This window comes from Candidatus Paceibacterota bacterium, assembly GCA_035452965.1.
Taxonomy (GTDB): domain Bacteria; phylum Verrucomicrobiota; class Verrucomicrobiia; order Limisphaerales; family UBA8199; genus UBA8199.
Genome location: DAOTCE010000039.1, coordinates 16438 through 30625, shown reverse-complemented (window position 1 = coordinate 30625; position 14188 = coordinate 16438). Strand labels below are relative to the sequence as shown.

At 62.4% G+C, this 14188-nt stretch carries 17 protein-coding genes; all 17 read right to left on the bottom strand.

All coding sequences use genetic code 11. The features are described from left to right. Window positions 1–44: 44 nt before the first annotated feature. The 17 genes from P5205_19660 to P5205_19580 all read right to left on the bottom strand — a co-directional run bounded on the left by P5205_19660 (window position 45) and on the right by P5205_19580 (window position 12692). Window positions 45–671, bottom strand: coding sequence for a hypothetical protein (locus P5205_19660; GenBank protein ID HSA12583.1), 627 nt, complete (start codon window positions 669–671; stop codon window positions 45–47). Window positions 672–678: 7 nt separating this feature from the next. Then, complete coding sequence (locus tag P5205_19655; GenBank protein HSA12582.1) at window positions 679–1290, bottom strand: hypothetical protein; 612 nt, start codon at window positions 1288–1290, stop codon at window positions 679–681. Beyond that, complete coding sequence (locus P5205_19650; protein ID HSA12581.1) at window positions 1287–1526, bottom strand: hypothetical protein; 240 nt, start codon at window positions 1524–1526, stop codon at window positions 1287–1289. The genes P5205_19655 and P5205_19650 overlap by 4 nt, the downstream gene beginning before the upstream one ends. Next, a complete protein-coding gene (locus P5205_19645; GenBank protein ID HSA12580.1) occupies window positions 1523–1816 on the bottom strand; it encodes a hypothetical protein in 294 nt (97 codons plus the stop codon). The genes P5205_19650 and P5205_19645 overlap by 4 nt, the downstream gene beginning before the upstream one ends. A gap of 220 nt (window positions 1817–2036) precedes the next feature. Continuing rightward, a complete protein-coding gene (locus P5205_19640) occupies window positions 2037–2849 on the bottom strand; it encodes a hypothetical protein (GenBank protein HSA12579.1) in 813 nt (270 codons plus the stop codon). Next, window positions 2846–4066: a tyrosine-type recombinase/integrase gene (locus P5205_19635; protein ID HSA12578.1), complete on the bottom strand. Its 1221-nt coding sequence runs from the start codon at window positions 4064–4066 to the stop codon at window positions 2846–2848. Before P5205_19635 ends, P5205_19640 begins: the two co-directional genes overlap by 4 nt. A 466-nt stretch (window positions 4067–4532) precedes the next feature. Continuing rightward, window positions 4533–4865: a hypothetical protein gene (locus P5205_19630; GenBank protein ID HSA12577.1), complete on the bottom strand. Its 333-nt coding sequence runs from the start codon at window positions 4863–4865 to the stop codon at window positions 4533–4535. 25 nt (window positions 4866–4890) lie between these two features. Beyond that, complete coding sequence (locus P5205_19625) at window positions 4891–5643, bottom strand: hypothetical protein (protein ID HSA12576.1); 753 nt, start codon at window positions 5641–5643, stop codon at window positions 4891–4893. Beyond that, the gene (locus P5205_19620) at window positions 5640–5948 is read right to left on the bottom strand and encodes a hypothetical protein (protein ID HSA12575.1); all 309 of its coding nucleotides are present in this window, start codon (window positions 5946–5948) and stop codon (window positions 5640–5642) included. The genes P5205_19625 and P5205_19620 overlap by 4 nt, the downstream gene beginning before the upstream one ends. A gap of 11 nt (window positions 5949–5959) precedes the next feature. Then, window positions 5960–6424 carry a hypothetical protein gene (locus P5205_19615; GenBank protein HSA12574.1) on the bottom strand — a complete coding sequence of 155 codons (465 nt, stop codon included), beginning with the start codon at window positions 6422–6424 and terminating at the stop codon, window positions 5960–5962. Then, window positions 6421–7011: a hypothetical protein gene (locus P5205_19610; GenBank protein ID HSA12573.1), complete on the bottom strand. Its 591-nt coding sequence runs from the start codon at window positions 7009–7011 to the stop codon at window positions 6421–6423. The genes P5205_19615 and P5205_19610 overlap by 4 nt, the downstream gene beginning before the upstream one ends. 3 nt (window positions 7012–7014) lie before the next feature. Continuing rightward, window positions 7015–7431 (bottom strand): hypothetical protein, encoded by a 417-nt coding sequence (locus P5205_19605; GenBank protein ID HSA12572.1) that lies wholly within the window; start codon window positions 7429–7431, stop codon window positions 7015–7017. A gap of 201 nt (window positions 7432–7632) precedes the next feature. Then, window positions 7633–7860: a hypothetical protein gene (locus tag P5205_19600; protein HSA12571.1), complete on the bottom strand. Its 228-nt coding sequence runs from the start codon at window positions 7858–7860 to the stop codon at window positions 7633–7635. Between the two features lie 56 nt (window positions 7861–7916). Continuing rightward, the gene (locus P5205_19595; protein HSA12570.1) at window positions 7917–8927 is read right to left on the bottom strand and encodes a coat protein; all 1011 of its coding nucleotides are present in this window, start codon (window positions 8925–8927) and stop codon (window positions 7917–7919) included. Between the two features lie 58 nt (window positions 8928–8985). After that, complete coding sequence (locus tag P5205_19590; protein HSA12569.1) at window positions 8986–9768, bottom strand: hypothetical protein; 783 nt, start codon at window positions 9766–9768, stop codon at window positions 8986–8988. A 7-nt stretch (window positions 9769–9775) separates the two neighbouring features. Next, on the bottom strand, window positions 9776–11305 hold the full coding sequence (locus tag P5205_19585) for a DUF4055 domain-containing protein (protein ID HSA12568.1): 1530 nt from the start codon (window positions 11303–11305) through the stop codon (window positions 9776–9778). 232 nt (window positions 11306–11537) lie between these two features. Further along, a complete protein-coding gene (locus tag P5205_19580; GenBank protein HSA12567.1) occupies window positions 11538–12692 on the bottom strand; it encodes a Fic family protein in 1155 nt (384 codons plus the stop codon). Window positions 12693–14188 lie beyond the last annotated feature (1496 nt).

Here is a 14188-nt window from a genome sequence, read left to right as displayed (position 1 = left end):
CCGGGTCATGCGGACCGGCTGCTCCGGCAGCCGGTCCCGCAAGATCAGAACCCGACCTCGGGATCGAAGTCGGCCGGGGCCGCCGGCGCCGCAACCGGCGCGGGGCTTTTGGGCGCAGGCTGTGCGGGCTGCTGCGGGAAGGCCGCCCCCACCGGGTTCAGCGGGCGCCCGCCGCCGCCGGCCTGAGCCTGACCGGCCTCGCGGGCTTTCCATTCCGCGATCCTCTGCCGCGCCAGCGCCGGGTCGTAGCTGCCCGACGGCACCAGCCGCTTGCTCGGCTTGCTGATGGCGTCAATCGAAGCGTAGGTCCGCCCCACCAGATTCTGCTGGTGCGAGATGACCAGCGTGCAATTCGCGCCGATCAACTTCGAGAGGTCAATGCTCTCGCCCGGCACCACCGGCCGCCCCCGCCACTTCCCCAGGAAGTCCGACAACTTGGACTTCGGGTGCAGGCTGGCGGTGAACGTCTTGGTGACGATGCAGTTCTTGCCCTCCTTCGTGCGCTGTTCCGTCTCCCAAACGATGCGCGCCTTGTTGGTCCAGCGGCGCACCCCCTGCCACTCCGTTTCCACCAACCCAAGGTCAATCACGTCGAGGCAGATCGCCGGGTGAATGCCCTCGGGATGCGGCTCAAAATCGCCGCCCACTTTTGATTCGAGTACTAGTGCCATATGTTTTTTATCTCTCTTGTGCTTTGTCTTTGTTGAGTTCCTGGCGCTCCGCGCCAGTACGCTCCGGCGGCAACGTGCCGCGGAGAAATTCGAAGAATGCTTCGCCGGTCATGGTGACCACCCAGCGCCCGCCAGGACGGCGGTGCGCAAGAAGGGCAACCCGGCCTCCGGCGCTTCGCTTCGCTTGCGCCATCGCCTCATGGATGTTCAGCCGACTGCCCTCGCGGACCTGGCAGAACGCCCAGGGCAGTCCGGCAAACACCGGCGCGGGCGACCCACCGCCCATGCGCTCGGCCCAGTCGCCCGTCACGTCCACGCGCAGGAGCCGGTAGAAGCGCTCCGCATCCATGCTGACAAGCCACGGCCAGAAGTTCCGACGGTGAGCAACGAAGGCCGCCCGCCCGCCGCAGTCGCGCCGGGCCTGGTCCATCGCAGCGTAGATGTCGAGGCGTTCGGCGAGCTTCACCTCGAAGTGCGCCCAAGGCAGGCCGTCGCAAATCACATCCGGTGAATCGGGCGACCCGCTGAATTGCTGGCCGCGCCTGGCGGCGTAGCCATTGGCGCGTAACTCGTCGCGCCACTGCCGCTCGCCCCTTACCCCTTTTGCACGGCTGTTCACTGGCCACCCCCGTCAGCCGGCACAAGGACCTTCTCATTCATCCGCTTGATGGCCTCCTCGATGCTGAACCGCTTGATCCGCTTCCCGATCTGCCAGTACGAGATCTCGCCCCTGGCAATCATGCCGTTGAGGGAACGAACCGAGATCTGAATCACCCCGGCCATCTGCGCCTTCGTCAGACCGACCACGCCCATGGCCCGCAACTCCGCCAGGCTCTCGACGCAACGGCGCTTCACTTGGTCACCTCCATCTCGCCAGCCGCAGCCTGCTCCCGCGACAGCGCATTCAGAAATTGCAGCATGTCGCCAACGTGGAAGAGCGTCTGGCCCCGGTTGGCTCCCGGTGTCCGCAGGTTCACCACCCGCACGTGTTTCCGTGCGAGCCCGTCAGCGGCCAGCAGGTGATAAAGCTTTGCGTGCTTTAATCCCGTGAACTGGCAGCGTTGCCCGTTCGGCGCGATCGGCGTCCAGCGGTCAATCACTTGGCTCGCTGCCGCACTCGGTTCCTCAATCACAAGAGTTTTCATAACCACGAGTGTTTTAACCCGGGTTTTTTGAGCGAAATGGGCGCCGTGGTTTTCCCCGCGCAAGCAGGGGAATCAGCGGCGCAAACGGGGAGTTGGAAGTCGCAAGCGGGGGTCCCGCCGGAGCAAGCGGGGGAAAAGATTTCGCAGAAAGTTTTTGACGGGGTACGCAAAAAAGGCCCAGCGGCGAACCGCTGGGCCTGCAATTAGAAAATTCTTCTACCTACTTGCGCGTCTTTGCCACCGCGAACTGCTCCTGCCGCATCACCGCCAGCCAGCGCGCCACGATGGGGCACTGCATGAGCTGCGGATCGCGGAACGCGGTGTCCGGGTCTGCAACATAACCCTTCACCCGCTCGACACTCTTGTTGAACGCATCCTGGTCCCAAATCCCAAGCGGCTCCCAGGCGTGCTCCATGCATCCCCTAAGCAGGTCCGGCCCATCGGCTCTCAGCGCCAGAACCTCGCAGCTCTCATAGTGGCCTTTGGCGAGCCGGAGCAATTGCCCAAGGTGGCGCCCACGGGTGGCCTCAGTTTCATTCTTGGCCTGGAACAGAGCCTTGAGACCGGCATCGTTGCCTGGCCCGTAGCCCCAGACCTGGCTCACCGCCAGCCCGGCGCGGCAACGTGCAGTTTCCCGGCTTTCCCGCACCCTCTTCGGCGACATCCGGCCCGGTGCCGCGCTCGCCAAATCGTTGTGAGTCAGGATCAGCGCTTCCGCATGAGCGGTCCAATCCTCCGCATTCAGAAGCAACAACCCCCTCATCAACCCGCGCGCCTGGACCTCAGGGAGCAGCTCCCGGCCTGCCGCATCCCAAATCTGCCGTGCCACGGCGACCAGGTCGCCGACGTTCACATCCCCGCTGGTTCCCCTCGCCAGAGTGGCGGCCAGGTGCGCGAGCTGAAACTGCCTCGGCGGCTTCACCGCCGCAGTGAGCGGAGCGGCAGTAACGCCCTCCGCTTCCAGTCGCCCGCTGTAATTGTACTGCTTCTTGCTGCCCGCCGCCGGCTGGCTCGTCTGCCCGTTCTTCTTCATAGCGCAATCTTCGGCAGCTTCTTCACTGCCGCCCTCAGCGTATCAAGCTGGGTGTGAGTGTAAACCCCGTGACTCCGCTCGTCAGAGTGGCCGGCCAGTAGTTGCCGCACGTCTGGCGCGATGCCCGCGTTCGCCAGCGACGACACAAAGCTGTGCCGCAGGCTGTGGAACGTATACTTGTTGAACTCGTGGCCCGCCTTCCCCCCGGCCGCAATCGTCTCCTGCTGGATCTCAGCCCTCGCCAGGATGGTGTGGAACTGGATGCTCAGGCCATATTTCCCGCTCACCTTGCGCTTCGCGAGCGTCGGGCACAGCAGCCCGCCGGCATCGGCGACCGGCAGGTCCAGGACGTGGGCCTCAAGTTGAGGGTGGAGGGGAATGATCAAATCCCGCTTCTTCCGGCTCGTCTTCTGCGGGCGCACCTTCAAAACGTGCTGCTCAAGGTCGAAGTTCCCGAGCGTCATGTTGACCGCGTCGCCCAGCCGGACGCCGGTAAAGAACCCGATCATGATGCACGTTTTCCACTCCTGCCAATCAGCCGCCTTCTCAGGCTGCTCCTTCGCGAGCGCCCCAGTCGCTTTCAGCAACAGGCCAACCTGCTCGGCGGTGAACGGAGCGCGGCTCTCCTTCTCCCCATCAGGGATTTCCGCCGCCGCCACCGGATTCATGAGCATGAGCCCCTGGCGCACCGCCAGCGCAAACGGTGCATTCAGAATCTTGCAGTCGGTCCGCACCGTGCTGGGGTTCCGCCCGTTCTCAAGGCGCGACTCGATAAACTTCTGCACATCCTGGACCGTGACGTCCGCCATGGCAGCCTTCACCTTTGACCCGAGCGACTTCTTGAAGTTCTTCACGATGCCGTTGTAGCGCTCGTAAGTCCCGCCCGACTTCGTCTTCTCGGCCCTGCCCAGCCAATCATCCAGGAACGTCTCGACTACCTTGAACTCCATCCGGCGCTCATTCACCCGCTCGGAAATGTCCCCCAGCAACTTCCGCCAATGCGCCTCAGTGGCGTTGCCCCGCTCGGCCTCTTCCAACCGCGTCGCCATCTCCATCGCCAGGCGCCGGTTCGTCGCCGCCTTGACGGCCCTCTCTTTCGTGTCCTTGCCTGAGGGTCCGTGCTCGATCTTCGTGGAGACAAAGTGCTGCTTCCCGGCCGCGTCTCGGTATGAAGCAAACCAGTAGCTCCTGCCCGACTGCTTGTGTATGCTCGCCATGTGATGTCCTTCGATTGCCGTTGTTATGGTTCCCACCGGCAGACCCACCGCCTGCCGGTGCATAATATTTGCATAACAGACAGTGCTAGTCAACATGGTTTTGTCAGTTTTATTGAAAATCACAAATCACCTGTAAACATTGGTCAGAAGTGACTTTTACCCAGAAACAAGGACCTTCGGAGAATTGCGGTGATTGAAATGAGGGTTCGATTCCCTTCACCCGCTCCATTGATTTTATTGGGTTTTATTGAGGTGTGCAAGTAAAGTGCAAGTAAATCCCCCCTCCCTGTGTCCCTAGAAAGTATTCGAGAAGTCCCGCGTTTGGGGCCGATTTAAGGGAATCGAACCAAGCGTCACCAAACTCCGTACCGCACTGGGAAAACCCGACCTTTGAACGACCCCCGCGAGAGTGCAAGTAGAGTGCAAGTAGATCAGCCGCCCTCCGACACTTACCCTGTCGCGCCGCTTACCTGTCTTCCAAGAGAATCCGCACCGCCCGCGGTGGCAACCCCTCGAGGCTCATACGGCGTTCGCTGGCAACTCTCGGTTTAACCCTCTCCCTCGGTTCGAGACCCCCCGAGCCCAAGCCAGCCTGCACCCGACGCCACTCCGTAAAATCTTGCCAGAACACGAACCCCCGAAATACCGGGAAGCCTGGAACGCGAAACCACTCCAGCGCCGAGGAGTAAGAAATGCCGGCCAGAACCGCGAACTCCTTCGCGTTCAGCGCCTGATCCAGCCGGCGCTTCTCAATCACTGCCTCAAGGGACACCCCACGGAGCTGCTTGTCCTGCGTCATAACCAACTAGCGCCGCATTCCCGCCTCAGCCCGCCGCCACCGTCGTCTGGCTCGCCGTGCGTTGGCTCTGTGCTCGCTGGACTCGCTCCGCAATCTCCTGTGCCGACATCTTCGCCGCAGGATTGTCACTGAGCTGCTCGACCAGGCCGGACACCGTTGTGAACACGCCCGCCTCCTTCTGGTGATCCATCAGCCATTTCACGAATTGCGCATCCGCCGCCTGCCCCTGCGGCGTTGTCGTCAGGATCGCCCGGGCCGTCTCGACACCCTGAACCAGCGCCTCATTCACCTTCCGGTGGCGCACCTGTCGGTACCCGTGATAAAGCCCTGCCAGCGCGAGCGCCAGGATGCTCCCGATGCCGGGCGCGAAAGTATTGACCACCGACCCTGTAGCCTCAATCACCGCCACTGCCTCCGGCTTAGCCACGAGATTCGTTACCGGCACCCGCACGACGTTCGTGTAGAAGACCGGCACGAAGTTGGTCACCACCGCCGAAACCAAATTCGTCGCCACCGGCTCACGCTCCAGGTAGCCCGCCACGGCTCCAGTCATAGCGTTGGTCACATACACGACGTTGGTCCGCTCCATCACCACCGGCACCGTGTTGGTCACCACGACTGTACTCGTGAACACATGCACCACTGGCGCATTGGTCCATGTCACTTCCTGCTGATAGGCCCGGTCCAGCGTCGAGCAACCGCTCAAACCGCTGACCGCCAACATTGCCGCAACCACGACGGCCGCACCACACCACACACCGACTCTTGTCTTTCTCATTTTCTGTTTCTCCTGCGCGAGGAGCCCCTGAGTTCATCCCGGCACTCCTCAAGAACCTTGGTGTTGTTATCCAGGCACACGACGAGCTTGGCATTCGTCGCGCTCTGTTCGGCCACCACGCCGCGCAAACTCTCTTGGTAGCACTCGCGAGACTGCTTGTGGTCGGCGAGCAACTGCTCGTGCTGCTTCACGAAGTAGCGCACGACCCAGACACCGAAGAGCCCGATCACCACAAGGCTCGCAATGAACAGCCACCGATCATCCTTTGCGGCGGCATGGTCCACGCCTCGCAGAAATTCACTCATGTTCATGTTTGTCATGGCACCATCACTCGCTCCATCAGGAGCCGGTTCACTCGAAAGAACTCCATCCGGTTCGTCGCCGGAAACCAACTCGCCTCGCCGGTCACGCTCCCCCAGGCCGCCAAGTTCGTGCTCCGCCCAAACACAGGCGCCAGCCGCACCCAGGCCTTGCCCGTCATCACTGGCGGCGCCGGCTTGCTCTCCCACGACACCTCACTGCTGAAGTCCGACTCCAGTCCGTTGGTGCTATACGCCGTCGCCGCAAAGAACCAACGCCCGCGCCACGGCAACACCACCGACCGCGTCAGCACCAGGCCCGCGTTGGTCACGAACGGATACGACCGCGTATTCGTGCCGTAGTAGAGCCGGTAACCCGACACGCCCGCCGAGGGCGACGGATCCCAAGCCAGCGTCAGCCGCTCAGCGCCGACCGCTACAGCAGCGCACCCCAACATCAGCATGGTCCAAAGCCACTTCATGCCCTCACCAGCCGCACGCTCCCGCTTCCCCCCTGAATCAGCGCCCCATACTTCGCCAGCATCGCCTGGGCGACCCGCGACACAATCGGCCGCGTGTCCTCCTTGCTGTAGCTGATGCTCGTCTGGCTGCTGGACCCGCCGCTCGAATCGTGGGACGACGTGCTGCTCTGCTGCGAGCTGATCCCCTCACCCGGCGGCGCCGCCGTCCGGTCCGCGATCAACAATTCCCGCGCCATCTCGCACACCGCTTCCACCACACCCTTCGGCACTTCATCATTCGGCACGAAGCTGCTCAGCACCGGCGACTGCAGTGAGCTCGTCACTGCATTCCGGTCCGGGTCCGGGCACCGCTCCCGCGGCCACTGCAACGCCTGCTCCTCATGCGCCCGATAGCCGTTGAACTGGTATTGCGAATCCACCAACCGCGTCGCCATCACCAACGCCGCGGCCTTCGTAGTCGCAGTGGCAGCCGTCCACGCCGACGCATACAAGTGCGCCTCGAAATAGGCGTCCCCGTCCGCCACGCTCGCGTAGCTGTTCGCGTCCGCCTTCCCCGTGCCATCCTCTTTGATCAGTGTCAGTGCCATAGCTCAGATCACGATTTGAATCGCCAGCTCATTCGAAAACGGCCCCAGCTCCCCCGTCGCGCTCCGATACCGCGCCTTGTACACCAGCAACTCCTCGCCATAGGCGGCCGGCACATGCAAATACTCGCCGATGTCGCTCGCGACCAGATCGAGAAACGCGAACCCGCCTTCGTTGACATTCAGCCAAATCTCCACCATCGCCTCAGGCCAGCCTCCCAGGTCCACCTGCACCTCAAACACAGTGTTGAACCATTCCTGCTGGGCATAGTAAGACCCGTTACCCACCAACACCGTTGGCAGCGGCGGCAACTCCGGCTGGCCTTGCCGCCGCCGCCGCTTTTGCCGCCGCATCACCCACCAGGCGCGCAGGGCTTTGCTAACGCGCGTATTCGGTCGGTTGAGATGGAGCAACTTGGCCATTCTGCTTGGGCTCCGGTGGGTTGGAGGGTTTAGTCGTGGCCGCACTGATGTCAGAACCAGCAGCGGGCACCACCGCGGGCTTGGCGTTCGCCTGATGGCCGCCGGCAAGGCCCTCCACCGGCAACAGCGGACGCCTCACCCGCCGAATAATTGGCAGCAACTCACTCATTTCTGCTTTCTGCTTTCTACTTTCTGCTTTGCCTAAATGGCGTTCGCGCCAATCGCGACCTGCTTCCAGTTGGTGCCGTCGCTGATGGCCAGGCACGGCACCGAGCCAGTCCCGCCCGCGCTCAAGTGAATGATGCGCCGCGGGAACTTCGCCGCCGTCACACCGGCTGCCACGGCGGCGGCGACATTCGTGAATGTCGGATACTGAATCTGCTCGCCGCTCCGAATCCTCTCGAAGCTGCGCGGAATCTCTTTGCCCATATGTGTGTCCTTTCAGGAAAGGCGATTGCCGAGGGCTCTAGGCCCCCGGCACTCGCTTAGTTATTGTGGGTGATGGCGACCAAGCGGACGTTCTTGTTCTCCCAGATCCGCACCCAGTTGCTGGAGGTCTCCAGCTCCGCGTTCGTCGGCGAGTCAGCAGCCACCGAGGCACTGGTGAACTTCACGCCACGCGGATGGAGGATGTAACGACGCCGGTTGATCAGCACCGTGTCGCTGTCCAGCGGCACACGCGCCAGTTCCACACCTTCGGTGCCGTGCCCGCCCTGCAGCGGCGCGCCATCCAGCGGCGACACTCCCTTAGCGAACGCGCCCTGGCCGAACAGGTAGGTCGTATAGACCGTCCCATCCGTGGTACCAGCCCGCGTCGGCAGGTTGTCGTCCACCACCACCCTCCGACCCTGGAAGCTCGCCAGACTCGGCTTGCCCTCGCTGTCCGGGATGAAGTCAATCAGGTCGAGCTTCTTCAGCGCCGCCTCCGTTGCCGAGTGCATCGCCACCGCCGTCAGCCGGCTGGCGGCATCACCCAGCTTCGCGCAAGCGTCAATGAACGTCGTCCCCGTCAACCGCGTGGTAGCGGACTGCCCCGCCACCGACTCCGAGTGAATCGCCAGCAGGTTCCCCGACATCGAGGCCGCCGCGAACATCCCCTTGAGGCAGGAGATGACCAGGCCCTCGTCCTGCCGCGCCCAATAGGCCGCCACCAGGTCCACGATCGCCTGCAACGGGTCATCGCCCGAGATCACGCTCGCCAAGTGGTTCACGCTCCACGCCTGCGCGTCGTTGTGGATCCGCGCGATGTCCTGGTCCGCCTGGATCTTGTTCACCGTCAGCGACGCCGAATCGCTCAGCAACTGCCGCGTCGCGCTCAGGTCCTTCCAGAACGGCATCTTCACCTCGCGCCCGCCCTGCGCCGCGATCCGGTCAAACGCATCGCCCGTCTCGACGATGCCCGATCTGCCAAAGCGCGACAGCTCGGCTGTCCGCTCGATGGCGTATTTCTCAAACTCCGTGGGGATGATAATGTCCGCCACTGCTGTCTTAGCCATACTTCACAATCTCCGGTTGTGATCCGCAAAGTAGGGCAGGCGTCTCGCCTGCCTTCCCCTATGCAGCCGCCCTCAATCGGGCCGCCAACTGCGGATCGGATTTCTGCAACTTCATTTGCTCCGTGAGGTTCCACGTCTCCTTCCGGAACGGATTCCTCGCGGACCTGCCTGCTCGCGCCCCTGCGCCTCCCCCGGAAGCGTCGCCGGCAGCCCCGCCACCGGCGTTGGACTCGAACAAATGAGGAGCTTCGGCGACCTGCAGATCGACCCACTCCTCCAAATTCAACGGCGTGATGCCATCCTTGCCCACGCGCACCGTCTTCCCATCGGCCTCGAACGCGGTGGGAACGCCCTTTTCCAGCCGGAACACATTGCGCGCCCGCGCCGTGATGTCCGGGATCGCCGTCGGCCGCAGACCCTTTTTGGTCGCCACCGTAATCACGCCCTGGTCAATCTGGATGCGCGTTAGCTGCGCCGTCGCCGTATTCAACTCCCCCGTCACGCCCGAAAGCTGCTTTTCCAGGTCGGCCCGCACCGTCTTGAGCCGGTTCTCGTAAACCTTCTCCACCTCGCCGGCCTTCAGTTGCTGCTCTTCCTCCAGCCGCCGCTTCTCCTCGGCCAGCTTGCGCACCTCCTCTGGATCAATGCCCTCAAACCGCTTGCGCGTTTCCTCGATCTCTTTCTTCAGCGCCACGTTCGCCGTCCGAAACTCATCATGTTTCGCCTTCTCCACGGCTCCGCCATCCACATCGAGCATCCACTCGCCTTCCCGCTCCACGTACAGCGCCTGCTGTTCCGCCGGAACTTCGTCCTTCGATTTGAACTTCAATTTCAGTGCCATAACTCACTCACGCCGCTGTGGCGCGGCTACCCGCCGTGCCGTTGGTTTTCCCATCTGCCATTTGCGATTGGCCACTCGTGCCATCCGCCAAAGCCTTCTTCGCGTCTTCGCGCCTTTCTTGTTCAATCAATGCGGCCTCCTCCTCGTTTGTTCTGCCCTCGGGCAACACTTCACCCCGCCTGAACAACTCGTACATCGTGTCCTGGCTGATCGCTCCCGCTTGCCAGGCCGCGACAATCGCTTGCACATCCTGGCTCGCCAGCCCCTTCGTGCTGAAATCCGTGTTGAGCTGCATCAGCACCTGCGTGTCGCTCACGTCATCCGGGAGTTCCTCCGTCGAGTTCCACCAATACACCCAGCGCAACACCTGCGTCAGCGATTCGCTCACGCTGAAGGCCACACCACCAAGGATGCTGTATTCGCCCGACTGCCGTAGCTCGATCGCTGTAGCCGTCTCGCCCACGCGCTTCGCCTCTTCCAGCATCCGGGAGCCGAGGATCGTCATCAGCCGCTCGTCCCGGTCCATCGCGCGCTCGAAGGTCTCCAAACCCTGCCCCCTGAACTCCAGGAAGCCAGCCGTCGCCCCGGGCGTCTCGCTTACCCAAGCCGTGCTGGAACCAATCCTCAGGCTCGCGCCTTTGTCGAAGCCACTCACCCAAGCCGTGGGTAGCGCCGTGAAATGCAGCCCGTGCTTGAAGTCCGCATCGAGACGATAGTGGTCGAGGTTCACCGCGATGATGTCCTCCAGCGGCCCCCGATCCACATCCGGCCGCGAATGCCGCGGCCCATGGAACACAAACGGAACCAGCGGCAACGGCTTCCCGAGCCGGCGCGGCACGTGCGACTCCACCAACACCCACTCACGCTTGCCGCGCCGAAACTTCCGCGAACCCGGATCAAGCTCTTGCCACAGGTCAACCCGACAAAACGGCTCGCCATTATCATCCGCGACCAACCGCAGCACGCGGATCTGATCCACCATCCCCAGCTCGAACTCATCGCTGTCCTGGCCGGGCTTCCCGATCACCTGCTCCCGCAGCACCACCAGAGTAGGAACATTCCGCCCATTCACTCGCTCCACCCGCCAGTTGACAACCTGCTCCGCCCGATAGAACACCGCATAGGCCCGCTGCTCCGCCTCCGATTCCCAATCCACCAGCGTCCCCGCTCGCCCCAGCCCAATCACATCGCCGACAACCATCTTCGCGTAGGCAGTCAACGACGTCCCCAGCATGTCGGAATCATTCGCGAACTCCTCCATCGCCTTACCCAGGCCGGAACCGCCTTCCGGCAATTTCACAAACGGAGGTCGGCGGAAGATCAAACCCTGGTAGGCTTCAGAAGTGCGAGCCGTCGCGTTGAAGAACGACGCCCGCTTTACATACGCCGCAAACTCCTCATCCGTCTGTGAATCCAACCGCGGGAGATAATTCTCGCCCCGGGCCTTCACCGCATCCTCGCCCGCGAGGACGTCACGCGCCCGCGCCCACTCTGTGGCCGCGGCGTCGTAATCAGGATGCGTCGAATTTACTGCCATCGCCGCCACCCTAACATCGACTTTTCACGTGCTACGCACGTGCGCCGAGCATCAGTTGCGCACGGCTGCGCCCAGACCCCTTTGCGCTGCGCCGCGCTGCAACATATTTTTCAACAACCCCCTTGACGACTTCCCAGACGCCGCCACCCGCTCCTGTCAGGCTCCGCGCCAAATGCGCCTCGGCGGCGCAACCGGCGCTCCGCCTGTCACTCGCTTAGGCCGCCAACACTGACTAACTCTCGGCGTTGAGGATCTTCAGATAGCGATCGTAAGCGTACAACCGACCATACTTGCCGCCGGTCGTTTCACGCACGACCCCGAGCTTCTCAAGATGCTGAAGAGATGTGGTTACCGTTGGAAAACTGAGGTTCAACCTCTTGCTGGCAGCGGCGATAGAGATCAGCGGTTGGGCCTGCAGCACCCGATGCACCCGCAGGGCAGAACCCGATGCCTTGCCGATCGCCTGAATTCGCTTCTCATCCGCAGCCGCCAGCTCCATCAGGGCGCGCGCAGTGCCAGCGGCCTGGGCGGCCGTCTCCGCTACGCCCGTAAGGAAGAACCGCAGCCACGTTTCCCAATCACCAGTCATCCGCACGGACTGGAGCAGTTCATAATACCTCTGCCGGTTCTGTTTGAAGTACAAGCTGAGATACAGCAACGGCTCGCGCAGCGCGCCTTCCGCGCAAAGCAGGAACGTGATCAGCAAACGACCCAGGCGCCCGTTGCCATCCAGAAACGGGTGAATGGTCTCGAACTGAACGTGCGCCAGTGCGGCCTTAATCAGCACCGGAGTCTTGACCGGGTCGTTATGCAGGAACTTCTCCAATGCGCCAATGCACTCCAAAATCTGGTCCGGCGGCGGAGGCACAAAAATGGCGTTGCCGGGGCGGCTGCCGCCAACCCAGTTCTGCGACCGCCGAAACTCGCCCGGCTCCTTCTTGCTTCCGCGTCCCTTGGATAGCAAAACGCCATGGATTTCCTTGATTAGCCTCAGCGACAACGGAAGTGTCTTCAGCCGGTGCAACCCGTGGTTCATTGCGGCAACGTAATTCGACACCCCCTGCACATCATCCAATGGCACCCCGGGCGTGGCGTCATTCTCGAAAAGCAATAGGTCATCCAGGCTGGATTGCGTCCCCTCAATTTGGGAGGAGAGCACAGCCTCCTTCCGAACGTAGGAATAGATGAATAACTCTGGATCCGGCAACACGGCCGCCAAGCCATCGAGCCTCCCAAGACTCAGCATCGCCTGCGACACAAGTTCCTGAAGCTCGGGCTGAAGATCGAGCGGCGGATGAGGCGGAAGCGGATTCGGAACGAAAGCCCGGGCCTTCTCCCCGGCAGCCGAAGGGAGCGGCACGTAGTGACCTGTCAGACCTCTGAGCATAGAGCACAATTAAACAAGTTTTGATTCCGACTGGACGAATTAAAAGATAAGCCCGCATCCTTTAATTGTGAAGCTCAAAATTAAAGGTTGCCACAAGCCCCTGGGAAGCCCTCCAGAAGGCCCGGCGCCGTACACCGCCGCTGCCTCCTCCACTCGCCTGTGCTTCGCAACGGCGAGTGGAGGAGGCAGCGGCTCACTACCAGGAACCAGCACTCCGCCGACACGACCATGTACGCCAGCCGCGATCCCAACCACCGCGACCGCAGCCATCGCGCCAGCCCCGCAAAGACAATGTTAGTGGGGTGTTAATGGATGCGGGGCTGTCACGCTGGCTGCTCGCCCTGGGCAATTCGGATGTCGCAGCGCGAGCCAACGTCCCACCGCTTCGCGACCACGAACGCCAGTCCCGAAACCAGCATCTCGCCACATCGAACGTCCCCCCGCTTCGCGCCGTCGATACTCCTTAACCAAGTCGAACGTCCGCGAGCAGTCAGCGCGCCAGTCGCCCCGCCACCCTCCCGCCTGTCACGCTGTCTGCTTCGCTCGTCCCAGTTCGAACGCCCCACCGCTTCGCGTCATCGAACGCCCGCCGCGAAACCAGCGCCCGTAGAACCACGAACGCCCCCGGAGCGCTTCGTTCGGGCGCAATCACGATGCAGTAGTCGCGCCAGCCTCCCTTTCCCCCAACAGGCTGGCACGCCTACTGCAACAATTGGAATGCGCCCTGCCACTCGCTCCGGAAAAGACCAAGTTAGTTGAAACGACTCCTTCGGGCTGTCGGGCGTCTCGGGTTCTCCTACGCGTCCAGTGCTGCCCGCGGCCCTACCGCCCTGAAAATGCTCTCTCAAGAAAAAAGTGTGAGAGAGCATTTTCAGGTCGGTAGGGCCGCTAGGCGTTGGCATCTCCTGGTCGGCGTTCGTTGGCAGCGTTTTCAGTGTCGCGTTGCCGGGTTTTATTTCCAGCGCGTTTCGTTGCCCGTGCAGTGGTGGGTTGCGTGTGGTCGGCCCCCTCAGTTTCGCCCTCGTCTCCCTTGGTGGCAGCCGTTCGTTTGGCAGTGGCTCGTTCTTTCCGGTTGGCTGCCTGCGCGTCGTCAGCGTCCTCCGTGGGCGGCTGAGTAGCCCCTTTCGGGGAACCGCCCGACAACACCACCTTGGAACCCCGCGATAACTTCACGCTTCCTTCCAATGCTGTCTTGGAGACAGCATCTAAAACTCGAACGCTCTTCGTGCAATCCAACCAGGGGTTCTTTCAGAACCCCCATGTAAAACTTGGACGTCTTCACTGCGATCCAACGGCCTGGATTCGTCGAAACAGTCGCAGTGCAACCGAACGCCCGTCCCGTGAACCGAACACGCCACAGCAAATCAGCCACACTCCCTGGAGGAGTGTGGAACACGTGGAAACTCAGACCCCCAGAACGAAGACTCCAACCCCGGCCAGCGCATCACCAGTCCTAGCTTTGGAAACGCTCTCAAGTTCGCTGGCCTCCGCTGCGG